Annotated in this window: 20 protein-coding genes and 4 tRNA genes; 4 read left to right on the top strand and 20 right to left on the bottom strand. The window is 66.4% G+C overall.

Features of this window, described 5'->3' with window-relative positions; translation table 11 throughout:
* Window positions 1–264: 264 nt before the first annotated feature.
* The 8 genes from rplA to AC6HZP_RS15820 form a co-directional block, all read right to left on the bottom strand.
* The gene (gene rplA, locus AC6HZP_RS15785) at window positions 265–960 is read right to left on the bottom strand and encodes a 50S ribosomal protein L1 (RefSeq protein WP_305798436.1); all 696 of its coding nucleotides are present in this window, start codon (window positions 958–960) and stop codon (window positions 265–267) included.
* A 2-nt stretch (window positions 961–962) separates the two neighbouring features.
* A complete protein-coding gene (gene rplK / locus AC6HZP_RS15790) occupies window positions 963–1,394 on the bottom strand; it encodes a 50S ribosomal protein L11 (protein WP_201400076.1) in 432 nt (143 codons plus the stop codon).
* A gap of 141 nt (window positions 1,395–1,535) precedes the next feature.
* Window positions 1,536–2,066 carry a transcription termination/antitermination protein NusG gene (nusG, locus tag AC6HZP_RS15795; RefSeq protein ID WP_018184655.1) on the bottom strand — a complete coding sequence of 177 codons (531 nt, stop codon included), beginning with the start codon at window positions 2,064–2,066 and terminating at the stop codon, window positions 1,536–1,538.
* A gap of 14 nt (window positions 2,067–2,080) precedes the next feature.
* Window positions 2,081–2,281 (bottom strand): preprotein translocase subunit SecE, encoded by a 201-nt coding sequence (gene secE / locus AC6HZP_RS15800; protein WP_201400077.1) that lies wholly within the window; start codon window positions 2,279–2,281, stop codon window positions 2,081–2,083.
* A 97-nt stretch (window positions 2,282–2,378) separates the two neighbouring features.
* Window positions 2,379–2,454: transfer RNA gene (locus AC6HZP_RS15805), tRNA-Trp, on the bottom strand.
* Window positions 2,455–3,167: 713 nt separating this feature from the next.
* Complete coding sequence (tuf, locus tag AC6HZP_RS15810; protein ID WP_201400078.1) at window positions 3,168–4,358, bottom strand: elongation factor Tu; 1,191 nt, start codon at window positions 4,356–4,358, stop codon at window positions 3,168–3,170.
* Window positions 4,359–4,466: 108 nt separating this feature from the next.
* Window positions 4,467–4,540: transfer RNA gene (locus AC6HZP_RS15815), tRNA-Gly, on the bottom strand.
* A 20-nt stretch (window positions 4,541–4,560) separates the two neighbouring features.
* A tRNA-Tyr gene (locus AC6HZP_RS15820) sits at window positions 4,561–4,645 on the bottom strand.
* Window positions 4,646–4,844: 199 nt separating this feature from the next.
* Between AC6HZP_RS15820 and rlmB the strand changes: the two genes are divergently transcribed.
* Both rlmB and AC6HZP_RS15830 read left to right on the top strand, forming a co-directional pair.
* Window positions 4,845–5,687 (top strand): 23S rRNA (guanosine(2251)-2'-O)-methyltransferase RlmB, encoded by an 843-nt coding sequence (gene rlmB, locus AC6HZP_RS15825; RefSeq protein ID WP_497523616.1) that lies wholly within the window; start codon window positions 4,845–4,847, stop codon window positions 5,685–5,687.
* 181 nt (window positions 5,688–5,868) lie between these two features.
* Window positions 5,869–5,943: transfer RNA gene (locus AC6HZP_RS15830), tRNA-Thr, on the top strand.
* A gap of 102 nt (window positions 5,944–6,045) precedes the next feature.
* On the opposite strand, the gene AC6HZP_RS15835 is transcribed toward AC6HZP_RS15830, so the two are convergent.
* The 6 genes from AC6HZP_RS15835 to AC6HZP_RS15860 form a co-directional block, all read right to left on the bottom strand.
* Window positions 6,046–6,690, bottom strand: coding sequence for an alpha/beta hydrolase family protein (locus tag AC6HZP_RS15835; RefSeq protein WP_497523617.1), 645 nt, complete (start codon window positions 6,688–6,690; stop codon window positions 6,046–6,048).
* A gap of 97 nt (window positions 6,691–6,787) precedes the next feature.
* Complete coding sequence (locus AC6HZP_RS15840; RefSeq protein ID WP_497523618.1) at window positions 6,788–8,242, bottom strand: NAD-dependent succinate-semialdehyde dehydrogenase; 1,455 nt, start codon at window positions 8,240–8,242, stop codon at window positions 6,788–6,790.
* A gap of 45 nt (window positions 8,243–8,287) precedes the next feature.
* Complete coding sequence (locus AC6HZP_RS15845; RefSeq protein ID WP_497523619.1) at window positions 8,288–9,295, bottom strand: arginase family protein; 1,008 nt, start codon at window positions 9,293–9,295, stop codon at window positions 8,288–8,290.
* An 80-nt stretch (window positions 9,296–9,375) separates the two neighbouring features.
* Window positions 9,376–10,098 (bottom strand): amino acid ABC transporter ATP-binding protein, encoded by a 723-nt coding sequence (locus tag AC6HZP_RS15850; protein WP_497526811.1) that lies wholly within the window; start codon window positions 10,096–10,098, stop codon window positions 9,376–9,378.
* 33 nt (window positions 10,099–10,131) lie between these two features.
* On the bottom strand, window positions 10,132–10,869 hold the full coding sequence (locus tag AC6HZP_RS15855) for an amino acid ABC transporter permease (RefSeq protein WP_201400083.1): 738 nt from the start codon (window positions 10,867–10,869) through the stop codon (window positions 10,132–10,134).
* Between the two features lie 25 nt (window positions 10,870–10,894).
* Window positions 10,895–11,719, bottom strand: a complete 825-nt coding sequence (locus tag AC6HZP_RS15860) for a transporter substrate-binding domain-containing protein (protein WP_497523620.1) — start codon at window positions 11,717–11,719, stop codon at window positions 10,895–10,897.
* Window positions 11,720–11,864: 145 nt separating this feature from the next.
* On the opposite strand from AC6HZP_RS15860, the gene AC6HZP_RS15865 reads away from it, so the two are divergent.
* Window positions 11,865–12,452 carry a helix-turn-helix domain-containing protein gene (locus AC6HZP_RS15865; RefSeq protein ID WP_497523621.1) on the top strand — a complete coding sequence of 196 codons (588 nt, stop codon included), beginning with the start codon at window positions 11,865–11,867 and terminating at the stop codon, window positions 12,450–12,452.
* Between the two features lie 3 nt (window positions 12,453–12,455).
* Here the strand turns inward: AC6HZP_RS15865 and AC6HZP_RS15870 are convergent, their stop codons facing one another.
* Both AC6HZP_RS15870 and AC6HZP_RS15875 read right to left on the bottom strand, forming a co-directional pair.
* Window positions 12,456–12,845: a RidA family protein gene (locus AC6HZP_RS15870; RefSeq protein WP_497523622.1), complete on the bottom strand. Its 390-nt coding sequence runs from the start codon at window positions 12,843–12,845 to the stop codon at window positions 12,456–12,458.
* Between the two features lie 19 nt (window positions 12,846–12,864).
* Window positions 12,865–14,169 carry an NAD(P)/FAD-dependent oxidoreductase gene (locus AC6HZP_RS15875; RefSeq protein WP_497523623.1) on the bottom strand — a complete coding sequence of 435 codons (1,305 nt, stop codon included), beginning with the start codon at window positions 14,167–14,169 and terminating at the stop codon, window positions 12,865–12,867.
* Between the two features lie 245 nt (window positions 14,170–14,414).
* Here AC6HZP_RS15875 and AC6HZP_RS15880 point away from each other — a divergent pair, with 245 nt between their 5' ends.
* Entirely contained in the window at window positions 14,415–14,711 is a 297-nt protein-coding gene (locus AC6HZP_RS15880; RefSeq protein ID WP_201400088.1) for a hypothetical protein, read from the top strand.
* Window positions 14,712–14,756: 45 nt separating this feature from the next.
* On the opposite strand, the gene AC6HZP_RS15885 is transcribed toward AC6HZP_RS15880, so the two are convergent.
* The 4 genes from AC6HZP_RS15885 to bcsA form a co-directional block, all read right to left on the bottom strand.
* Window positions 14,757–17,000, bottom strand: a complete 2,244-nt coding sequence (locus AC6HZP_RS15885) for a tetratricopeptide repeat protein (RefSeq protein WP_497523624.1) — start codon at window positions 16,998–17,000, stop codon at window positions 14,757–14,759.
* Window positions 16,991–17,971, bottom strand: a complete 981-nt coding sequence (locus tag AC6HZP_RS15890; protein ID WP_497526812.1) for a family 8 glycosyl hydrolase — start codon at window positions 17,969–17,971, stop codon at window positions 16,991–16,993. Before AC6HZP_RS15890 ends, AC6HZP_RS15885 begins: the two co-directional genes overlap by 10 nt.
* Window positions 17,972–18,051: 80 nt before the next feature.
* Complete coding sequence (locus AC6HZP_RS15895) at window positions 18,052–20,760, bottom strand: cellulose biosynthesis cyclic di-GMP-binding regulatory protein BcsB (protein ID WP_497523625.1); 2,709 nt, start codon at window positions 20,758–20,760, stop codon at window positions 18,052–18,054.
* Window positions 20,757–22,961, bottom strand: a complete 2,205-nt coding sequence (bcsA, locus tag AC6HZP_RS15900; RefSeq protein WP_497523626.1) for a UDP-forming cellulose synthase catalytic subunit — start codon at window positions 22,959–22,961, stop codon at window positions 20,757–20,759. Before bcsA ends, AC6HZP_RS15895 begins: the two co-directional genes overlap by 4 nt.
* Window positions 22,962–22,999: the final 38 nt, after the last annotated feature.

The raw sequence follows: 22,999 nt of genomic DNA on the forward strand, positions 1-22,999 counted from the left end.
CGGGTCCGCCGGTTACGTATGCCACGACCAGAAATCCGATCGCGGCGCTGCGTTCCTGTCCCCCAGCCACCCTCGCGGGCTTCGGGTCAAAGAGGTTCGAACCGATAACGGCTTGCGCCGAAAATCCATCTTCCCCCCGTCTATGCAGGAGATTAAGCCGGCGAGCCGGCCCCTGCAGTCTCGGACAGGTATTTGACCGGGCGGAGGGTGAACCCTCCGCCGGCCATCTTGCCGCCCGGAAGACCGGGCGGAGATCTCTACGCCTTAGGCGCCCAGCGTGGTAGCCGGGTCGACATGGACGCCGGGGCCCATGGTCGAGGACACGGCGACCTTCTGCAGGTACGTGCCCTTGGCGCCGGTCGGACGGGCCTTCTGGACGGCGTCCACGAAAGCCTTGATGTTCTGGACCAGCTTCTCGGTGTCGAAGCTCGCCTTGCCGATGCCGGCGTGGATGATACCAGCCTTCTCGACGCGGAACTCGACCGAGCCGCCCTTGGCGCCCTTGACGGCGGTGGCGACGTCCATGGTCACCGAGCCGACCTTCGGGTTCGGCATCAGGCCGCGCGGGCCGAGCACCTTACCGAGACGGCCGACGAGCGGCATCATGTCCGGGGTCGCGATGCAGCGATCGAAATCGATCGTGCCGCCCTGAACGATCTCGAGCAGATCCTCGGCGCCGACGATGTCGGCACCGGCTGCCTTGGCCTCTTCGGCCTTGGCGCCGCGCGCGAAAACCGCGACGCGGACCGTGCGGCCGGAGCCGTTCGGCAGGTTGCAGACGCCGCGGACCATCTGGTCGGCATGGCGGGGATCGACGCCGAGGTTCAGAGCGACCTCGATGGTCTCGTCGAACTTCGCGTTGGCGCGATCCTTGATGAGCGCCACTGCGACGCTGATCGGATAGAGCTTGTTGCGATCGATGCCCTCGCGGGCGTTGATGACGCGCTTACCGTGAGCCATGATCAGTCAACCACCGTGAGGCCAATGGACCGGGCAGAGCCCTCGATCATCCGAGCCGCCGCATCGATATTCTCGGCGTTCAGATCCTTCAGCTTCTGCTTGGCGATCTCGACGCACTGGGCGCGCGTGACCGAACCAGCGGGAGCGCCCTTGCCGGGCGTCGTGCCGCCCTTGGGCAGGCCAGCGGCCTTCTTCAGAAGGAAGCTCACGGGAGCCGTCTTCATGACGAAGGTGAACGACTTGTCCTGGTAGTAGGTGATGACGACCGGGACCGGCGAACCCTTCTCGAGTTCCTGGGTCTGCGCGTTGAACGCCTTGCAGAATTCCATGATGTTGATGCCGCGCTGGCCGAGCGCGGGGCCGATCGGCGGCGACGGGGTCGCCGATGCGGCCTTCACCTGAAGCTTCAGGTAGCCGGCAACTTTCTTTGCCATTTCTGTTCCTTTCCCATGCCGGCAGCCCGCCGACGAGGTGGACCGACATCACGTCGGCCCGGCGCCAGCCTCAGCTGGCAGGAATGGCGTGGTTCGGATGGCGACACCTGGCGAGCGCCGCACCCTCCCACGCCCTGACGATCAGAGCTTTTCGACCTGACCGTATTCGAGCTCCACCGGAGTGGCGCGCCCGAAAATCGACACGGCGACCTTGAGCCGCGCGCGGACCTCGTCGACTTCCTCGACAAGGCCGTTGAAAGAGGCAAACGGACCGTCCGACACGCGAACCTGCTCGCCGACTTCGAAGCTGACGGACGGCTTCGGCCGCTCCACGCCTTCCTGCACCTGATGGATGATGCGGTTGGCTTCGGCTTCCGAGATCGGCATCGGCCGATTGTCGGAACCGAGGAAGCCCGTAACCTTCGGCGTGTTCTTGATCAGATGATAGGCGTCATCGGTGAGCGCCATCTTCACGAGTACGTAACCCGGGAAGAATTTGCGCTCGGCGTCGACCTTGCGACCGCGACGAACCTCGACGACCTTCTCGGTCGGAACCAGGATCTCGTCGAAAAGATCGGCGAGGCCACGCTGGCCCGCCTGCTCGCGAATCGACTCCGCGACCTTCTTTTCGAAGTTCGAATAGGCGTGAACGATATACCAGCGTTTATCCAAAGAACCGCCTCCGCCTATCGACCGATGCCGAGCAGGAACGAAACGCCCCAGCTCAGGCCGAAATCGGCCACTGTGAAGAAGAGGCTCGCCAGGACGGCCATAACGAAGACCATGACTGTCGTGATCGCGGTTTCGCGACGCGACGGCCATACGACCTTCGATACCTCCGCACGTACCTGCTGGAGGAACGTAATTGGATTTGTTTTGGTGGCCATTACCCGCTCACGGCTTGCGGGCGCGCAAACGGCCGTCTGCGCACCCCGCTGGGAAGCGTTACATAGAACCGATCAATCGATTCCTCAAGTGTTAATTTGGCAGGGGCAGTAGGATTCGAACCTACGACCTACGGTTTTGGAGACCGTCGCTCTACCAGCTGAGCTATACCCCTACACACACCCGCAACATGTGGGCGCGGCGATTTCATAGCGAGACCACGCGATTAGCGCAAGTCCATAGCCGGGTTCTCAACAGGCTGTCCGCCCAAAATCGACGGAAGAATGCCGTCGGCCGGTTGACCCCTACCCGGCTTCGACGGCTTGGCCAGGGCACATTCGCGGTTGGCGCCGGCTCCCGGCGCATTCTCGAAGACGCAACGGCTCTCGGGCGGATCGCCGCACACCTTGTGGAGCGCCCGGAAGCCCACGCAGCGCCCGTCGGGGCCGCGATAGCCCGGACCGCCCTTGCAGCCGCAGCCCCGGCAGGGCGGCTGCTCCGGACATCCCTCGGCCATTGCCGGCAAAACAAGGGCCGGCAGAATCAGGAAGATGGCGAGAAGAAGTTGCCGGACGGCCTGGCCTACGATTCGCATCGACCGCATAACCCCCCCCCGACGCGTCCGACATCGAGGCAACCGCGCATCACACGGCCGGGCGAATCGCCAATCGGCGCCCGACATCGTCACCATCATTCCAGCCCAGCCCCCGCTGATTTCGGGAAAAGGCTAGCCGGTCCCAGACCGCGGAGGCAAGCACCCTCCCCGGCCAACGCGCGCCCTCGCGCCCGCTCGAAAAATCCGGCGAGAAAACAGAAAGGGCGGACACGCTCGCGCGCATCCGCCCTTCAAACTGTCACCGATCCGCGCCGAGGCGCGGGCGGCGGAAATTACTTAATGATGCTGGCGACGACGCCGGCGCCGACGGTACGACCGCCTTCACGGATGGCGAAACGCAGCTTCTCTTCCATGGCGATCGGCACGATCAGCTCGACGTCGACCGAAATGTTGTCGCCCGGCATCACCATCTCGACGCCTTCCGGCAGCGTGACGATGCCCGTGACGTCCGTCGTCCGGAAATAGAACTGCGGACGGTAGTTGGTGAAGAACGGCGTGTGACGGCCACCCTCTTCCTTCGTCAAGATGTAGGCCTCGGCCTTGAACACCGTATGCGGCGTCACCGAACCGGGCTTGCACAGGACCTGACCGCGCTCGACGCCTTCACGGTCGATGCCGCGAAGCAGCGCGCCGATGTTGTCGCCGGCCTGGCCCTGGTCGAGCAGCTTGCGGAACATTTCGACGCCGGTGCAGGTCGTCTTGACGGTCGGACGGATGCCGACGATCTCGATTTCCTCGCCGACCTTGACGATGCCGCGCTCGACGCGGCCGGTCACGACCGTGCCGCGGCCCGAGATCGAGAACACGTCTTCGATCGGCATCAGGAACGGCTGGTCAACCGGACGCTCCGGCTGCGGGATGTAGGCGTCGACGGCGGTCATCAGCTCGAGGATCGCGTCCTCGCCGAGCTTGGCGTCGCCATCGTTCAGCGCGACGACGGCCGAACCCTTGACGATCGGAATGTCATCGCCCGGGAAGTCGTAGGACGACAGCAGCTCGCGGACTTCGAGCTCGACGAGCTCGAGCAGCTCCGGATCGTCGACCAGGTCGCACTTGTTCAGGAACACCACGAGCGCCGGAACGCCGACCTGACGGGCGAGCAGGATGTGCTCGCGGGTCTGCGGCATCGGGCCGTCGGCGGCCGACACGACCAGGATCGCGCCGTCCATCTGGGCGGCACCGGTGATCATGTTCTTGACGTAGTCGGCGTGGCCGGGGCAGTCGACGTGGGCGTAGTGACGGTTGGCCGTCTCGTACTCGACATGCGCCGTCGAGATCGTGATGCCGCGCGCACGCTCTTCCGGCGCTGCGTCGATCTGGTCATACGCCTTGAAGGTCGCGCCGCCGGCCTTGGCCAGGACCTTGGTGATTGCCGCGGTCAGCGACGTCTTGCCATGGTCAACGTGGCCGATCGTGCCAATGTTGCAGTGCGGCTTATTGCGCTCGAATTTCTCTTTTGCCATCGACGTCGCTTCCTGTCGTCTCGTTCACTACGAGCCGGGCGGCTCGAACTGCCCACCAACCGATGCGCATCGCGTTCAAAACCGCGCGAAAGCGCACACTCGAGATGATGGAGCGGGTACCGGGAATCGAACCCGGGTATTCAGCTTGGAAGGCTGCTGCTCTACCATTGAGCTACACCCGCACGCTAACGTTCCGTCGAAATGGTGGAGGAGGTTGGATTCGAACCAACGTAGACTAAGTCAACGGATTTACAGTCCGTCCCCTTTAACCACTCGGGCACTCCTCCAAATCACTTCGGCAGAGCGTCATCGTTCAGGCAGTTACCGGACAAACCCGCCGGGCGGGTCGTTCGATGGGCGTCTTATGGCGAGCTTGCCCGGCCCTGTCAACGCATATCAAAACAACTTCCACGGCTTCGGTGCATGGCTCCGATTCCGCTGGCGCGTTCGATTGCCGGTTTCGCGCGCCGCTCGTATAAGCGAGCCATGACCGACGAAAACAAACATAGCAAATCGCAGCGGCAACCGGGGCATTTCCGGGGCGGCAAGGGCAAACCCGGCCAGCGCGGCCCCCGGCGTTTCGGATCGAACGCACCGGCCGAACGACGCGCCGATCAGCTGTGGATATATGGTGTCCACGCCGTCGCGGCGGTGCTCGCGAATCCCCGGCGCAAGGTTTTGCAGCTGCTGGCGACGCAGAATGCGGCGGCGCGACTGGTCGAGGAGGGAGCGCCCGTTCCCGCCGACCTCAAGGACACGTCGCCGCGCGATCTCGACAAGCTGCTCGGCTCCGAGGCCGTGCATCAGGGCGTCGCCGTCGAAGTGGCGCCGCTGGAGCCCCTCCCCCTCGACGCGCTCGGCGACGCCCGTCTCGTCGTCGTGCTCGACCAGGTGACCGATCCCCACAATGTCGGCGCGATTCTCCGCTCGGCCGTCGCCTTCGGCGCCGACGCGCTGATCACCACCGGCCGGCACGCGCCGACCGAGACCGGCGTTCTCGCCAAATCGGCTTCCGGCGCGCTCGAGCACATCGCCATGATCGAGGTGCCGAATCTCGCCACCACGCTCACCGATCTCCGCGACATGGGCTTTACCTGCGTCGGCCTCGACAGCGAGGGCACGACGTCGATCGAGGACGGCATACAGGGCGACCGGATCGCCCTGGTGCTCGGCGCCGAAGGCAAGGGCCTGCGCCGGCTGACGCGCGACCGCTGTGACGTCGTCGCTAGGCTCGATATGCCCGGCGCGATCAAGAGCCTCAACGTCTCCAACGCGGCGGTGCTGTCGCTCTACCTGGCGCACCGGCATCTCGGCACGCCGAATCTCTGATGGAACTTTCCCACGCGACCCGCGTCACGCGCTTGACGCGGATCGCGTGATGGGAGAAGAGACCGCGTCCTTTGGTTCCGGGCGCAATTGGCGGACGGCACAAAGGACGGCACGTGACAATCGGCCTTTCGAGAGTCATGCATGCATAACTTATTGAAATCGCGTTAGAATATAACGTTAGGCCGGTTTAGCTCAGCGGTAGAGCAGCGGTTTTGTAAACCGAAGGTCGGGGGTTCAATCCCCTCAACCGGCACCAGCTTTCTTCCCATCCGCGATAGACGGCCCTGCCCGCCTCGGCTTGCAATCAGCGTCGCCCGGGCCGGCGAGATCGATTCTCCACAGATACGCGCATTCCGGCCTATCGGCCGCCGGGCAGTCCGCCAGTCCATTCGGCAACCGCCGATGCCATCGTCCGCAGGTGATCCGCGGCCGAAAAGCCGGAGACGCTCTTGCGCGGCTTCAGGTCGTGATCGCCATCCTCGAGCCAGAGAATCTCGATTCGATCCGACAGCGCGTAAGTCGAGACATCGTCGCGCGTGCCGAACTCGTCGCGCGTGCCCTGGCAGATCAGAGTCGGCGTTCTGAGGTCGAGGAGATGCGCGGTGCGCAATTGCTCGGGCTTTCCCGGTGGATGGAAGGGATAGCCGAGGCAGAGCAGCCCGACGATGGCGCCGTCCGCCAGCAGCTCGTCCGCGACCATGCTGGCGACGCGCCCGCCCATGGATTTCCCGCCGATGATGAGCGGCCCCGTCACCCCAAGCGCGGCCACGGCGGCGCGATATTCGGGAATCAGTTTGTCGGCGCGCGGCGGCGGCTTGCGTCCCTCGCCGGTGCGTCGCGAGGCCATATAGGCGAATTCGAAGCGCGCGACGCGGAACCCGGCGTCAGCGAGCGCCTTCGCCGCCGCGGTCATCGAGGCCGAATCCATCGGCGCGCCGGCGCCATGAGCCAGCAAAATGGTCGCCCGGCCGTTTTCGGGCCCGTCGAGCAGAAATTGAGTCATCGCGCTCCCTCGCCGGCCGGACAAACACGGAAACGCAGAGCCGATTCGCACCGGCCCTGCGTCCCCTATCCAACATCCGACTTTAGAGCGGGAAGGCTCAGCGATCGAGGCCGCCGACGAAGAGGTACTTCTTCTCGACGAATTCCTCGATGCCGTGGTGCGAGCCCTCGCGGGAATTGCCGGATTCCTTGACGCCGCCGAACGGCGCCAGCTCGGTCGAGATCAGGCCGGAATTGATGCCGACCATGCCGTATTCGAGCGCCTCGCCGACGCGGAAGATCCGGCCGACATCGCGGGTATAGAGATAGGCGGCGAGGCCGAACTCGGTGTCGTTGGCCTTGGCGATGACCTCGGCCTCGTCGTCGAAGACGAAGACCGGCGCCAGCGGGCCGAAGGTCTCCTCGCCGGCGACCTGCATGGTCCCGTCGACGCCGGCGATCAGCGTCGGCTCGAAGAAGGTACCGCCGAGCGCATGCCGCTTGCCGCCGACGAGCGTCCGCGCGCCCTTCGCGAGCGCATCGGCGATGTGCTCCTCGATCTTCTGAACCGCCTTTTCGTTGATCAGCGGGCCAAGTTGCACGTCGCCGCCGACGCCATCGCCGACCTTCAAGGCCGCGACGGCTGTGGCGAGCTTCTCGGTGAACGCCGCCTCGACGCCGCGCTGGACATAGATGCGGTTGGTGCAGACGCAGGTCTGGCCGGCATTGCGGAACTTCGACAGGATCGCACCCTCAACGGCCGCGTCGAGATCGGCGTCGTCGAAGACGATGAAGGGCGCGTTGCCGCCGAGCTCCAGCGCCACCTTCTTCACCGTGCCGGCCGACTGCCGCATCAGCTGCTTGCCGACCTCGGTCGAGCCGGTGAAGCCGACGATGCGGATGGCGGGATGCGAGGTCAGCACCTCGCCGATCGGCCGCGCAGGACCCGTGACGACGTTGAGCACGCCCGCCGGCAAACCCGCGCGCTGGGCGAGTTCCGCCAGCGCCAGCGCCGTCAGAGGCGTCTCGCCGGCCGGCTTCAGCACGACGGTGCAGCCGGCGGCGATCGCCGGGCCGACCTTGCGCGTGATCATCGCGGCGGGGAAATTCCACGGCGTGATCGCCGCGACGACGCCGGTCGGCTGGCGCAGCACCAGGATGCGGCCGTCGGCGCGGTGGCTCGGCAGCGTCTCGCCGGCGATCCGCTTCGCCTCTTCCGCATAGAATTCGACGTAAGCCGCGGCATAGTCGATCTCACCCTTGGCCTCGGCGAGCGGCTTGCCCTGCTCCGAGGTCAGGATCAGCGCCAGGTCGTCGCGGTTTTCGACGATCAGGTCGAACCAGCGGCGCAGGATGTTGGCGCGATCCTTGGCGACGCGCGCCGCCCACGGCCGGAAGGCGCGCTCAGCCGCCTCGACCGCCTCGGTCGCTTCCTTGGCGCCGAAGGCCGGCACGCGCGCCAGCTCCGCGCCCGTCGCCGGATTGGTGACGGGCGTCTCGCCCTCCCCGACGAAGACGCCATTGACGTAGCACTGGGTCCGCAAGAGCGAGGGATCGTTCAGGGTCAGGGTCATCAGGCGTCCTCGTGGCAAGGAAGGGATAGGCTCGGCGGGAAGGAACTACGCGGAGGCGTGGTTCTTCTTGTAGTCGGCCATCAGCGACAGGAGTTCGAACATCACGACCATGGCGTTCATCGCGGTGATGTTGTTCGGGTTGTCCTTGGTCGGCATGATGCAGACGACGTCGGCGCCGACGACATTCAGCCCGCGCAGGCCCTGCAGCATGCGCATGGCGTCGCCAATGCGGATGCCGGGATAGCCGGGCTCGAGGTTCGAGACGCCGGGGGCGTCGGCCGGGTCGAGCGAATCAAGGTCGAAGGTGACGTAGACCGGCAGGTCGCCGATCCGCTCACGCATGGTCTTCACCACGCCCTGGACGCCGATCTCCTCGATCTCGTCCATGCCGATGATGCGATAGCCGAGTTCCTCACTGGTGTTCTTCGAGCCGGGCGTGCCGACATTCGGGCGGATGCCGATCTGGGTCGAGGCATGCGCGTCGACATGGCCTTCCTCGACGGTGTAGCTCGCCCAATGCGCCGACGAGCGGCGGCTGCCCAGCCAATGCGGCAGGTGGCGGTAGCTGTCGGTGTGGGCGTCGAAATGCACCAGGGCCACCTTCTGGCCGTTGGTCAGCTTCGAATGGGGGCCGGCGACCGACTTGAGCAACGGGCCGGTGATGCCGTGATCGCCGCCCATCGAGACCAGGCGCGTGCCGACATCGTTGAAGCGGCGGGCATAGGCCTCGATGTGCTGGACGCAGACGTCGTTGACCATTGCTTCCGGCAGCGGCACGTCGCCGGCGTCGTTGATGCGGGCGAGATCCCACGGCGTGATGCCGAAGCGGCCATGGCTGCGGCGGTACTGGGCCGAGACGTTGCGGACGGCGCGAGGGCCGAGATGCTGGTCGCGCTCGGTCGAGCCGTTGCCGGAGCTGTGCGGGACGCCGAGGAGCGCGATGTCGCTGGCGGCCGGATCCTCGTTCCACTCGCAGCGGAAGAAGGTCGGGATGCCCCACCAGTACCAGCGGCCCATATCCTTGCGCGCGGCGTCGAAGTCGAAATCGGTCATAGCGGTTTCCATTTCCTCGGGACGAGCGAAGCCGTGGCGCGAAGCGGCGCCGGGCGGCCCGATCCCGAACTCAGGGTCGGTTAGTGCTGGAGTTGCGACAGGAAGGTCTTGGCGCGAGGCGACGACGCCGAGGTGAAGAACTGTTCCGGCGGGGCGACCTCGACGATCTGGCCCTTGTCCATGAAGACGATCTGGTCGGCGACCTTGCGGGCGAAGGCCATCTCATGCGTCACGCAGACCATGGTCATGCCGTCACCGGCGAGCTCCACCATCACGTCGAGGACTTCGCCGACCATCTCGGGATCGAGCGCCGAGGTCGGCTCGTCGAACAGGATGACCTTGGGCTCCATGCAGAGCGCGCGAGCGATCGCCACGCGCTGCTGCTGGCCGCCCGAAAGCTGGGTCGGATATTTGTTGGCCTGCTCGCCGATATGGACGCGCTTCAGATACTGGTGCGCCCGTTCCGTCGCCTGGGCGCGGGTGAGCTTGCGCGCCAGCATCGGCGCCAGGATGCAGTTCTCGAGGATGGTCAGGTGTGGGAACAGGTTGAAGTTCTGGAACACCATGCCGACCTCGCGCCGCACCGCCTCGCAGCTGCGACGGCTCTTCGGCTCGACGCCCTCGATGGCGACGACGCCGGTATCGTGGGGCGCGAGGTAGTTCATGCAGCGGATCAGGGTCGACTTGCCCGATCCGGAGGGGCCGCAGATGACGACCTTGGAGCCCTTGGCGATGGACAGGCTGACATTGTCCAGCACGAGGAAGTCGCCATAGCGCTTGCTGATGTTCTCGACGCGGATCATTTCGGACACGGGGATCACCAATCGACGTGAGGGTCAGGAGCGGCGGTAGAAGGCCATCGCCTTCTGCAGCATGCCGGGCGAGGCCTCGGCGGCGGAGGTGTTCCAGACGAGTCGGCGCTCGAGCCGCGACTGCAAGAAGACCAGCACGTAGACCATGACCAGGTAGTAGACCAAGGCGGCGGCGTAGTACTCGGTGAACTGGAACGTGGTCGCCACGGCGCGCGAGGTGACGCTCATCAGCTCGGAGAGCGAGATGACCGAAGCGAGCGAGGTGATCTTCAGCAACGTGATGAACTCGTTCGCGGTCGAGGGCAGCGCCACGCGCACCGCCTGCGGCAGCAGGATCCGGCGCAGGATCTGGAACCGCGTCAGGCCGAGCGCGACGCCGGCGGCCTTCTGGCCGGGATCGATGGCGCCGAGCGCGGCGCGGTTGATCTCGGTCTGGTAGGCGGCCTCGTTCAGGCTGAGCGCGATCCAAGCCGCCAGGAACGGCGAGAACCACGGCTCGCGGAACACCGGGAAGAACTGCGGCAGCGCGTTCCAGACGAACAGGAGCTGCAGCAGCGTCGGCGCGCCGCGAAGCATGCCAAGGATACCCTTGACGAGCCACCGGAGCGGACTGGGCGGCCCGCTCACATAAAGGGCGGCGGGAATGGAAATCAGGATGCCGACGCCGTGCGAGAGCAGCGCGAGCAGGACCGTGACCAGGGCTCCGTTCAGGAACGCCGTGGAGAACAGCGCCCCGAAGAAGACCGAACTATCAAAGGCCATGTCGTAATCTCCATTCCCGACCGGATTATTGGCTCACGCCGGGAACGAGGCTGTCGACGGAAGTTCCCCACTTCTTGGCGATCTCGCCGAGCGAACCGTCCTTGACGAGAGCCGCGACCGCCGCGCTGACGGCAGCCTCGTCACCATCGACGCGCTTGATGAAGACGGCGAAATCGCTGGTGTCGGGGAAGGAATAGAGGGTCTTGAACTGGCCTTCCTTCTGCAGGTTGCGATAGGCGAGTTCCGTATCCTGCGAGACCGCCGCCTCGGCGCGGCCGACCAGAACCTGCTGGATGACGTCGGTCTGCTTCGGATAGGTCTGGATGCGGATGGCGGGACGGCCCTCGGCAGCCAGGGTCTCGTTGATCTTCTCAAGGCGCGCCAGATAGCTGGTGCCGGCCTGGACGGCGACGACCTTGCCGGAAAGATCGGTGGCGTCGTTGACGACGAGGCCCGACTTGTCACCCGCGAAGACGACGACGGCGGTCGAGAAATACGGGACGCCCGGATAGGAGGCGACGCGCTCCGGCGTCAGCGGGATGCCGCTGATCACGGCGTCGCAGCGGCCGGCGTCGAGACCGGGAAGCAGACCCGTGAACTCCGAGACGATGATGCGGGATTCGGCGCCCCAGTGACCGGCCAGCGCCTTGGCAAGGTCGATGTCGAAGCCGACGGGTTCCGCATTGCCGGCGCTCTCGAAGAACTCCATCGGCGGGAACGTCGCGTCGGTGCAGACGGTGAAAACCTTGTCCCCAACAAAAGACGGCTGCGCTTCGGCGGCAAAGGACGGTACCGTTGCTGCGGCGAGCGCAAGGGCGCACAAAATTCCGGTCTTGAATGACTGCGACACGTTAATTCCCCTCTTGGAAACGGAGCAGATTTCCCCCTGCCCCTTATCTATACTGTCCTACCCGGATTTCTCTATAAGTCAACTAATTTCGTTTTTACCGAACTTGCGGTATGAGGGTGCTACACCCTGAGTTCAAGGATTACCGATGAAGACGGACACTTCGCCTGCGGCCAGCAAGCCACAGAAGCCAGCCCCGAAGTTCGGCGGCCTGATCAAGGAGCGCCGGCGGCAGCTCAACCTGACGCTGGAGAGCGTCGCGAAGACGGTCGAGCTGACCAAGAGCTTCCTGAGCGACATCGAGAACGACAAGACTTCGCCCTCCGTGGCGTCGCTCGTCCGGCTCTGCGACGCGCTGGGGCTTTCGATCGGCGACCTGTTCAATTCGACGATGTCGACCGTCGTGCGCGCCGACGAGCGGCCGAAGGTCTCCTTCGGCGGCACCGGCGTCTCGGATTCGCTGCTGACGGCCAGCAACAGTACGCGCCTGCAGGCGCTCTGGACCGAGATCGAGCCGCTCGGCACGGGTGGCGAGAAGCTCTATTCGCTGCGCGCCGACGAAGAGTTCATCCACGTCGTTTCCGGCACGCTGCTGGTGCGGATGGAGAATGAGAGCTTCGAGCTCAACACCGGGGATTCGATGACCTTCGATCCCCGCCTCCTGCACACCTTCCTCAACCCCTCCTCCACCGAACGGACGGTCGCGATCTTCGTGATGACGCCGCGACCGTCCTGAGCGTCAGGCGCGCTTGACGGCGACGACGTCGATTTCGACGAGAAGGCCCTTGGCGACGAAGCCCGAGACGATGACGACGGTGGAAGCCGGCGGCGGCTCGGGCATCAGCCGGTCGCGTACGGCCTTGTAGGCGCCGACATCGTCCGCGCTGGTCAGGTAGCCGGTCACCTTGACGACGTCGGCCAGTGTCAGCCCTTCGGAAGCGAGCAGCGTCTCGATGTGCTTCCAGGTCAGTTCAGCCTGGCGCTCCGCGCCCTCGGCGATGCTGCCGTCGTCGTTCAGGCCGACCTGGCCGGACAGGAAGACGAATTCGGCATTGGCCGGCGCGACCGCGACCTGCGAATAGCGGCTCGGCGGCTGCGGAGCGGCGGGCGGATTGGCAAAGCGGATCATGATGAGCCTTTCGATGGGATCAGGAGCGGGAAGGACGATCAAGCCAATCCAGGAAGCGGTAATATTCGCCGATGACGGGAATGAACCACGGATTGCCGGTGTAGCCGGGCACGGTCTTGATCGGGTTGAAGGCGAAGGCACTTTCCTCGCCGGTGCCGAGGATGTCGCCCGCGAGGCAATTGCCGAAATGGCTCATCAGCGCGACGCCCTGGCCGCAGCAGCCGAGCGCGTAGTGGACGCCCTCATGCGAACCGAGATGCGGCAGCGAGTCGAAGGTGAAGGCGACGTTGCCGGTCCAGCTATGGGTAACGCCGACATCGGCGAGGCTCGGGAACACCTCGGCCATGGACAGGCGCAGGCGGCGCGCGCTTTCGAGCACGCTGATCGGCCGGAAGCTGGTGCGCCCGCCGAAGATCATGCGGCGGCCATCCGGCGACAGGCGGTAGTAGTAGAGGTTACGCTTGGTATCCTGGATCATGCGCTCGCCCGGGATCAGCGCCCGGAGGCGACCGGGATCGAGCTCTTCCGTCGCGATGATATAGCTGCCGATCGGGATGACGCGGCGCTTGAACCAGGAGAGACCGCCATCCGTGTAGGCATTGGTGGCGACGACGACGCGGCCGGCGCGCACCGTTCCCTTGGCCGTCGTCAGCGTGAACTGCCCGGCTTCCTTCTTCATCGCCTCGACGCGGCAACCCGTGACGAAGCGGACGCCGGCCTCGCGGCAGGCCCGCACCAGCCCGGCGTGATAGCGCGCCGGATGCAGGCCGCCGGCGAAGGTGGTAACGCGGCCGCCGAAATAGAGATCGGAATTAAGCTCGCGCCGCTGGTCGGCCTTGGCCACCATGCGGGTCTCGACGCCGAGCGCGTCCAGCTGCTCGGCTTCTCGAGCGAGATCGTCGTAATGCTTCGGTGCATAGGCGGCGAAGTACATGCCGTAGCGCCGGTAGCCGCAGTCGATCGCGTTCTCGGAGATCAGCTTCTCGAGGAAGAGAACCGAATTCTGCGCCTCGAAGAAGATGCGGTCCGCCCGCTCCTTGCCGTAGGTCTTGACCAGCTGCGGGTGCGAGACCTTGAGCGTGCCGGAGACCATGCCGCCGTTTCGCGTGCTGCCGCCTTCGCCGAGTTCGCCCGCCTCGACGACGAGGACCTGGACGCCCGCCCGCGCCAGCCGCAGCGCGGCGCAGAGACCGGTATAGCCCGAACCGATGACGGCGACGTCGACGGCGCCGGAAGGCAGAGGTTGATCCTGCCCCCGATCGCGGGCATCCCACCAATAGGGACTTTGAGATATAGCTGAGCTGGTTCCGCCATCGATCAGCAAGACGTTCCTCCAATTCGCAATCAATTATAAGCGAATAAAGTTCACTTATAACGAATTACGAATCGGAACAAGACCGCGACGCGCCCGTGCGCGCCGCTTTGGCTCCCAAGCTTCGGTGCCCCATGCGTCGCACATCGACGCGATCACCCCCGGCCGCTCCTACCTGCCCAACATGACGCATGGTAAAGAAGACCCGGGCGGATGAAGCCGGCACAGGCCGGCGTCCGCCCGAGGGAGACGACGCCATGAGACAGGTAATGGAGCAGGCAGCCCGTCATCAGCTGAAACTCGCGGCGCTGGCCGGCCTCTTCGCCGCCATCGGGCTTTGGGCCGCCAGCGGCACCAGCGAGGCCGCGGTCTATTGCACCCGGGTCGGCTATCCCGTCGGATGCATCGTGCGGCCGGCGCCGGTCGTCCGCCCGGCGCCCGTCGTCTATTGCCAGAACGGCGTCTACGTCAAAGGCTGCGTGGCCCGTCGCCCGGCACCCCACGTCGTCTACTGCAAGCGCGTCGGCTATCCGAAGGGCTGCGTCATGCGCTGACGCGACGCCGCAGCGCCGCGTCGCAGACGGCAGACCGCCGCCGGCTCATTTCGGCTTCATTTCCTCGGCGAGCGTCGCGAGCGCGCGCTGCGCTTCGCGCGAACCCGTGCCTGCGACGGCGACGAAAATCGTCTTCGCGTCGTTGAAGCGGCGCAGGTGGAAATAGGACCAGCCCCGCATCATCATCAGGTCGTTCTGCTCCGGCGCGATGCGCGAGCGCTCGTCGAGCATCAGCAGCGTCTCGATGTAGCGGCCGTCATTGTAGGAACCGATCGCGCGCTGGGTCAGGATCTCCCGCTTCAACTCGATGCCGCGGGCAACCGTCTGCTGCGTCGAGGCGGCGGAGGCGGCCGCGAGATCGGTCAGCCCGGCGCGGAGATAGGCGAGCGTCTTGCCATAGGCGGCGTCCTGCTGGACCTGGCCGTAGCTGGTGCGCGCCGCCGCGTCGAAGGCGTCCGCCGCCTCGATCGGCCGGTTCAGCTCCATCAGGCACCAGCCGCGATTGAGCGCGCTCATTGCGGAGAGCTGGTCGGGACGGATATCGCCCGTGCAGGAACGGCCGCCACGCGGCGCGGAGGCGCGCTGCACAGGGCGGGCTTCCGCCGCCGGGGCGCGACGCGGCGCGGCAGCGCGCGGACGCGCCTCGATCCGTTCGACCGGACCGGTATCGCCGGAGGCTTCGGCGCTCGCGACATCCGCCGTCTCGACCGCGGTTCCGTCCGGCCCGGGCAGCGCTTCCGCTACCGGCATGGCCTCGCGCCGCGCCTTCGGGTCCGCCAGCGCCGCGATGCGCGGCGAGCGTGAGCCCCATTCGCTCAGCACCTTCTGAAAGCCGCTCTTGTCCTTGAGCTTCTGATAGGCGAGCGCCAGGCCATAGGCCGAGGGCTCGTCTTCCGGCATGAGCTGCTGCGCCATCGCGAACCAGCGGGCCGCCACGGCCGTCTGCCCGATCTTGTAGGCGTACCAGCCGAACTCCTGCGCGCCGGGCGCATATTTCGCATCGCCGATCGCCTTGGCGATGCGCGTCAGCACCTCGCGGTCCATCTTGACCGGCGGATCCACGGCGAGCAGCGCGGTCGCGACCACCAGATAGGCGTCGAGATTTTCCTTGCCGGCATCACGCCACTTGTAGGCGGCCTGCTCGGCCTCGGCCGGGCGCTTCAGGGCGTTCAGCACATAGGCGTAGCCGCGCGCGATATCCGCCGTATCAGCCCGCCCCTTGGCGAGCTCGTACCACTGCGCCGCGCGCGTCGGATCGTTATGCTGGAACCAGTAGGCGCCGAGCAGCACGGCATCGTCCGGCCCGGTCCCCTCGCGCACCAGCCGTTCGACGAGCGCGATATCAGCCGTCGTCGCCGTCAGGCTCGGATCCTTGGTCGCGGCGCCGATGCGGCGCCGGGCGATGTCGGCCTTGACGGCGGCGAACTCGCCCTGCCCGTCCGCGCCCTGCCGCTCCAGCTTGAGCAGATCGGTGAGTTCGGCGTCGCCGAGATAGCCCATCGCCTTCTGCACGGTGGCGAGGCGCTCGGCCGGATCCTGGCAATTGGTCAGGATATAGATGCCGGCGTCGCGGGCGCGCGCCTGGCGCTCCGTCTTGGCGAACGCCTCGGCGACGCGCCAGAGCACGTCGACATCGGCGCAGGTGAGCAGGCTCGGCGTCGCGGCGGCGACGGTGACGACGGTGTTCCACTGCTGGGCATTGGAGGCGTTGACCAGGCGCTCGCGCGCCTCGCCGACATCCAGCCGCGCCAGCAGGTCCGGCGGCACCACCCATTGCGGGTTCTTCGCCTGACGCTCCGCGATGGCGCTGCGGACGGCGGCATACTGGCCCTGCCCGTAGAGTTTCCACATCTGGTCGAGCGCGGGATCGCCGATCGGCGCCGGCTGCGAGAAATCATCCGGCGGCGTCCAGTCGGGATAGAGCGCGCGCAGCCGCGCGATCTCCGCCTGCAGGCGGCGCTCGTCGCCCTGGCGCGCGAAATAGCGCAGCGCCGTCTCGTCGACGACGGGCGCGGCGGGAGCCGCGGGCGCCGGCTGCGCGGCGGGAGCCGGAGACTGTGCTGGCGCAGGGGACGTCGCCGCGCCGTTCGCCTGCGCGGTGCGCACTGGACGGCCGTCGGCGGCGGAGGTGAAGAAGTCCGACGCGGCGCCGTTCGGGCGCACCGGCTGGCGCAGCACCACCTCGCTCCCGGCTTCCGCCGGGGTGAACAGCTGGTTGAGGAGATACGCTCCCTCGAGGCCGATCACCGCAAGCGTGCCGAAGATCATCAATTGCTGCTTCACAGGCATTGCGCGTGCCTTTCCGTCAGAAAGGACAGAGAGAGGAGATGGAGCGTCGACGGGTAGTAGAGCGTCGGCGTGAAGGTCTTGAGGTCGTCGGGCACGGGCGCGCCGTCGAGCACGCAGGCAAGCGCCGCGGCCAGGATCCGGTAGCCGGGCTCGTCCAGCCTGTGTTCGACGACGTTGGTCTTGACGTTAACGACGGCGGGTCCCGGCTTGCCCTGACCGAGCCAGGCCGTCTTGAACGGTCCGAGCAGGGCCGGATCGTTGATGCCGGCGCGGATCATGTAGAGCGGGATGCGGATGGCGTTGTAGCCGAAGAGCGGATCGAAGCCGGTCGCCGGCTCCGGCGTCTTGCCGCGAACCGTGATCCAGTCGGTCGGCAGCTGCTCCGCGCCGAACCGCGCGCTCTGGATGAGACCGAGCCCGGTGCGCGACAGCGCGGCCCAATCGGTCGCCGGCGCGAGCTGCGCCATGGTCGGCAACGCCTCGAACACCCAATAGGAGAGATTGACCACCGGACCGTCCGCCCGCGCGGCGCGGCCGAAGCCGTCGACGCCCGGCAGCATCAGCACACGGTCGCCGTCCTTGATCACCGTCTCCTTGCCGAGGCTCTCGGCGATCGACACCGCCGCTTTGACGTAGATCGGCTCGTTCCAGGCCCACCCGGCCTCGGCCAGGGCATAGGCGATCAGCATGTCGCCGTCAGAAGCGTTGTTGGTGTCGCGGACATGCGGCGCGGTCGGCTGCCAGCTCCAGACCGCGAGCCCGTCATCGCGCAGCATCAGCTCCGTGCGGGTGAAGCTCCAGATCCGTTCGAAGCCGGCGCGATCGTTGGCAGCGAAGGCGAGCAGCAGGCCATAGCCCTGACCCTCGCTATGGCTGATGCCGCCATTCGCGTCGTCGATCACTCGCCCCGAGGGCGCGACGAAGCGCTCGTTGTAGGCGCGCCAGTCGGCGGCCGTGATCGTTCCCTGCATGGTCAGCGCCTCCGCGCCGGAGGCGACGGATGCCGTCAAGCTCAGCGCCGTGAACACGACCGCCGGGATGAGGCCAGACTTCACGACGGCCTCCCCAGGCGGCGCAGCAGCGCGGTCGTGACGATACCCAGCACCAGGCAGAGCCCGACCAGACCGAGCGCGTAATAGAGGATATTGCTGGACAGCCAGTTGGCCGCGATCAGCCGCATATTGCCCAGCGAGAAGGGCTGCGTCTGCACGAAGGTGAACTGGTTGGCCGGGCGGCTCTCGATGGCGTCGGTGGTGGCGTTGAAGGTGCTGATGCGACCGCCGAGCTCCGGCCAGCGGGCAATGCCGGTGACCGTCTGGATGCCCGAGACCAGGCGATCCTCGGACGGCGCCGTGACCATCGTCCACGTCCCCTCGCCGTTCGGGCTGCCGGACTGGGCGATGATCATCGTCGTCTTGGCAGACGGTTCGAACGGAGGGGTCGCGGCGCTGAAGAAGCTGAGCGTCGAGAAGGAGATGTCGAAGGTCCGCTTCAGCCAGCCCTCGAGCGCGTTCACCTGGCCGTGCCAGCCGCCGCCGACCAGCTCGTTCTGCCAGCGATCGAAGGTCACGTCGGTATTCTCGGCTTCCGCCCGCGAGGCCGGCGCCTGAGCGAGTTCGGTGCCCGGCCGGCGCAGCACGGCGTCGAGCGGCGCGAAATCGTTCGCGGTCGCGATGCGCTCGCCGGCCGCCGTCTCGTCGCGCCAGGTGGTGCGAACGGTCTCGGCGATGCCGAGCTGCCCCAGCACATTGCCCGGCATCTGGGCGGCGGCGCCGATGAACAGCGCGTTGCGATCCCCGACGCTGGCGGCGGGCGTCGGCGCCAGATCGATCACGCGACCCGCCTGGATCGCCATCCGCGCCAGCAGGCTGGCAGCGGCGGAATAGTTCTTCGGATCGGTGCGGCCCATCACCAGGGCGGACGGTTCGGTGAAGCGGTTATAGGGCGCGGCCGTGCCGGCGAAGGCGCCGAGGTCCGGCCGGCGACCGATCCGCGCGAAATTGCCGATCTCGAAGGTCGTGGTGTCGAACAAGACGAAACGCGGGCCGCCCTCGGTCGAGCCGCCCGGCGCGCAGGCGGCGTCCTCGGCAGTATCGAGCAAAGCGTTGATCGAGACGCGGTTCACGCCCGGGTGGAAATGCCGGAGCGGGATCTTGATCGGGAACTGGCGATAGATGCCGCCCTGCTGGCGCGTGATGCGGGTGGTCGCGGCGATCTGGCCGTTGACGTAGATGTCGATGTGGCTGGCCGGGCGGACGGCGGCGGTATAGGCCGCGTCGAGCCGCAGCGTCGCCTCGCCATAGGCCTCGGCGTAGAAGTCGGACGGTATGCCGACGGCGAATTCCGTGCGGAAGCGGCGGCCGGAGAATTCCTGCGTCGTGACGCCGGCATCGAGCAGGCGGAAGCTGTCGCGGCCCATGACAAAGCGGACGTCGGGCGCGAGCCAGGGCGCCGTGTTCAAGGTCTTGCGCAGGACGCCGATCGGGCGATCGACGCCGCTGGCGATCTGGTCGATCGCGGAGCCGATCTGCGTCCAGTTGGCACCAGTCACCACCATGACCGAACGGCCGAGCGACGGCTCGTCGACGAAGCTGACGATCGGACGCGAGCCGGCGTCGGCCGGCGGCGTCTGCATCAGCGAGCCGAGCTCGCTGCCGACGCCGAGAACGACCGTGAGCACACCCGCGCCGGCCGGCTCGAGCGCACGGTCCGAGACGGTGACGATCGGATTGGGATAGTTGCCGGCCAGCGTCAGCGCCTGCACCAGCTTCAGAAGATGCGGCGCGATCGTGGCCTGGTTGCTGCCGGGCGCGATGACGCGGATGGCGGTGACACCGCTTCCGTCGAAGCCGATGGCGGGAAGATCGTCGAGCCCGCGCAGCACCTGCGTCTGCTGCGGGTTCGGGGCGAAGGTCAGCGTCGTGTCCTTGCCGTCGATCTCGGTCCAGAGCTCGTAGGTCGACTGCACCGTGCAGTCGGTGCGGTGGCGCTGGGCGACCTGGAAGCGCACCGTGTTGGCGCCAGCCTGCAGCAGGCCGGGCGGGATCATCGCGGCGACGTCCCGGAACGAATCCGACGCCGTCAGCGCCGTCTCGAGCACCGCCTGGTTGTTGATCGAGACCCGCAGCAGCGATGCCTCGGGCATGACGACGATCGCGTTCTTGAACGATACGTCGAGCCGGGCCGGCTGGCCCGCCTGATCGCCGGCGAGATAGATCACCCAGGAATGCTGGTCCGTCTCGCCCTCGAGACGCAGCGTCGACGACGGCACGATGAAGCGGCTGTCGGGATTTTCCGCCGGAGCCGGCTCTGTCGCGGCCGCGACGACCGGCGCAGGCTCGGACGGCTGCGCGGGAGCGGGCTGGTCGACGGCTTCGGTCACCGGCGCGGCGGGGGCCGCCGGGGTCAACACGATCGTCGGCGCTGTCTGCGGCGCAGGAGCCTGCGGCGCAGCTGGTGCTGCCACCGGCATCTGAGGCGCTGCGGGAGCGGCCGGCGCGGCAATCGGCGTCTGGGGCGCGGCCGGTGCGGCCTGCGGCGTCGGTGCGCTATGCGGCGTCGGCTCCAGCTGGAACGGAGCGAACGCGCCCTGCCCGGCCGGTGCGCGCTGCGGCGGAGGCGGCGGGGGCGTCGCCGTGCCGGCCCCCGTGTCGACCCGTTCGCCGCTCATGTCGAATGGCGATGCATTCTGGGCGATGGCCCAGAGCGCGCTGCTGCCGAGAAGACTGACGGCGAGGCCGGTGCGGATCAGCGTTTTCATGTGCCCGACTTCCCGGCGCTGGCGGGAGCGGCGGCCTTGGCAGGCGCCTCGCGACGGAACGACTTCAACAAGTAGGTGAGCCCGCGTCCGGTCTGATAGATCGAGATGCTGAAGAACCAGATCGTGCCGCGGAAAATTCCGATGTTCGTGCGGCGCGACCACTGGAACTTGGTCCATAGATCGGAGCTGGCGAACACGACGTCCGAAATCAGCTGGTAGTGACCGGCGACCGACGGCTCATAGCGCACGCCGAGCATCACGCCGTCCGGCGTCCGGGTCATGGCGCGAATGCTGATCGGCAGCGACTCGGTGGCAATCGGAACATTGGTCTTGAAGCGGACGTCGCAATAGAGATCGCGCGAGATCTCCGGCACCTTCACATTGCCGAGGTTGATGCGCGCGCCGCCGACAGAGGCATCCTCGATCGTCGCCGGCACGACCAGGTCTCCAACAAGGATCTCGCAGCGACGCTTGACGTCGACGCGACGGCTGGCGCGGCTTTCGCGCCGTTCCGAGACGACCCCGAGCGCGCAGCCGGCGATGATCAGGTTGAGCAGGTTCCAGCCACCCACCACCATGGCGACGTCGGCCTTGTAGGGTTCGTTGATGATGCGCCAGGCAGTCATGCCGACGGCGGCCACCAGCACGAAGAAGATGATGAAGAACGGACGTGACAGCTCGGAGACACGCGCGGTCTCGAGCGACTCGCTCTTCGCCGTCACCTTGAAGGTCGGCTTCGAGGGATTGAGGATGACCGAGACGAGCGCCGGTAGCAGGTAGACCGACTGCACATACTCATACAGCTCCGAGATCCACGGCCAGCGGAAGCGGCCATAGAGGTAGTTCTGCATCATCAGGTTCACGAGCATGTAGGACGCGGTGTAGGCGATGAACTCGCCGCCAGACGCCGTGAAGATCTCGAGATTGAAGAAGAGGTAGCAGAGCGGCGCGAGCAGGAAGACCCAGCGCGTGATCGGGAAGAACCAGAAGAGCGTGCTGGACATGTAGCAGAGGCGCTGCGGGATCGAGAGACCGCGCTTTCCCGGCGGAAAGCGGAAGCGCAGGATCTGGTACATGCCCTGCGCCCAGCGGCTGCGCTGGCCAATGAAGGAGGCAAAGGTGGCGGGCTGCAGGCCGGCGATCAGCGGCCGGTCGACATAGACGCTGTGCCAGCCGCTGGCGTGCAGCTCGAGCGCCGTCTCGGCATCCTCGGTGATCGAGACGCCGGAGAAGCCGCCGGTCTGATCGAGCGCCGCGCGGCGCAGCACCGCGGCCGAGCCGCAAAAGAATGAGGCATCCCACTTGTCGAGGCCGCGCTGGATGATGCCGTAGAACATCTCGTTCTCCGACGGCATCGTCTCGAAGGTGCGCAGATTGCGCTCGACCGGGTCCGGGTTGAGGAAGAAGTGCGGCGACTGGACCAGGAAGAGCTTCGGATCTTCCTTGAAGTAGCCGACCGTGTAGAGCAGGAAATCGCGGGCCGGCGCGTGATCGGCGTCGAACACGACGACGAGATCGCCCTTCGCATATTGCAGGCCGTTGTTCATGTTGCCGGCCTTGGCGTGCTCGTTACGCTCGCGCGTCAGGTAGCGGCAGCCCATGTCCTCGGCCAGCTTCTGCAGCGTGATCATGCGCTGTTCGGCTTCCTGGGCCGACTGCATGTTTTCCGCGTTGCGCTTCTGGACCGTGCCGCCATCATCGAGCAGCCAGACGGTCAGCTTGTCGGCCGGGTAATCCATCGCCTTGGCAGCGGCCAGCGTCGTCGCCAGCAGCTCGGGCTCTTCATTGTAGGTCGGGACGAACACGTCGACGGTCGGCAGGTCGGGATCGGACGACGAGATCTTGAGATTGCGCGGCGGATGCGGAAGCATCACCACGAACAAGCTCAGGAACAGCATGAAGATGCTGTACATTTCGCAGATGTAGACGAGGAAGCCGGGGATGAAGTTCTGCAGTTCGTTGACCGGCGGCAGCGTGCTGGTGGTGCGCCAGTAGGCGTAGCGCAACACGATCGACGTGCCGAGCGCCAGCGCGATCTGACGCCAGACGCCAGCGCTGGTGAAGGTCTTCAACACCATCATCGCGCCGAGCACGGCCGCGCCGGCGATCAGATGCGTCTGAAGGTTGATCGGCAGGGTGATGAGAAACACCATCACCAGGCCCACCAGGGCCCAGAGGAGCCCGATGCCGATCCGCGTCATCAGACGCCCCCTGCGAATGCGGACCGCAGCCCGGAAAT

This window comes from Kaistia sp. SLG-1, from assembly GCF_059699055.1.

Coding starts and splice junctions, on each gene's coding strand:
- AC6HZP_RS15870 (WP_497523622.1), bottom strand. CDS start 12,845: ATGATCCGCTTTGCCAATCCGCCCGCCGCTCCGCAGCCGCCGAGCCGC.
- AC6HZP_RS15880 (WP_201400088.1), top strand. CDS start 14,415: ATGAGACAGGTAATGGAGCAGGCAGCCCGTCATCAGCTGAAACTCGCG.
- AC6HZP_RS15865 (WP_497523621.1), top strand. CDS start 11,865: ATGAAGACGGACACTTCGCCTGCGGCCAGCAAGCCACAGAAGCCAGCC.
- AC6HZP_RS15855 (WP_201400083.1), bottom strand. CDS start 10,869: ATGGCCTTTGATAGTTCGGTCTTCTTCGGGGCGCTGTTCTCCACGGCG.
- tuf (WP_201400078.1), bottom strand. CDS start 4,358: ATGGCAAAAGAGAAATTCGAGCGCAATAAGCCGCACTGCAACATTGGC.
- rplA (WP_305798436.1), bottom strand. CDS start 960: ATGGCTCACGGTAAGCGCGTCATCAACGCCCGCGAGGGCATCGATCGC.
- rplK (WP_201400076.1), bottom strand. CDS start 1,394: ATGGCAAAGAAAGTTGCCGGCTACCTGAAGCTTCAGGTGAAGGCCGCA.
- secE (WP_201400077.1), bottom strand. CDS start 2,281: ATGGCCACCAAAACAAATCCAATTACGTTCCTCCAGCAGGTACGTGCG.
- rlmB (WP_497523616.1), top strand. CDS start 4,845: ATGACCGACGAAAACAAACATAGCAAATCGCAGCGGCAACCGGGGCAT.
- AC6HZP_RS15835 (WP_497523617.1), bottom strand. CDS start 6,690: ATGACTCAATTTCTGCTCGACGGGCCCGAAAACGGCCGGGCGACCATT.
- AC6HZP_RS15895 (WP_497523625.1), bottom strand. CDS start 20,760: ATGAAAACGCTGATCCGCACCGGCCTCGCCGTCAGTCTTCTCGGCAGC.
- AC6HZP_RS15840 (WP_497523618.1), bottom strand. CDS start 8,242: ATGACCCTGACCCTGAACGATCCCTCGCTCTTGCGGACCCAGTGCTAC.
- AC6HZP_RS15845 (WP_497523619.1), bottom strand. CDS start 9,295: ATGACCGATTTCGACTTCGACGCCGCGCGCAAGGATATGGGCCGCTGG.
- AC6HZP_RS15850 (WP_497526811.1), bottom strand. CDS start 10,098: ATGATCCGCGTCGAGAACATCAGCAAGCGCTATGGCGACTTCCTCGTG.
- bcsA (WP_497523626.1), bottom strand. CDS start 22,961: ATGACGCGGATCGGCATCGGGCTCCTCTGGGCCCTGGTGGGCCTGGTG.
- AC6HZP_RS15885 (WP_497523624.1), bottom strand. CDS start 17,000: ATGCCTGTGAAGCAGCAATTGATGATCTTCGGCACGCTTGCGGTGATC.
- AC6HZP_RS15890 (WP_497526812.1), bottom strand. CDS start 17,971: ATGCAGGGAACGATCACGGCCGCCGACTGGCGCGCCTACAACGAGCGC.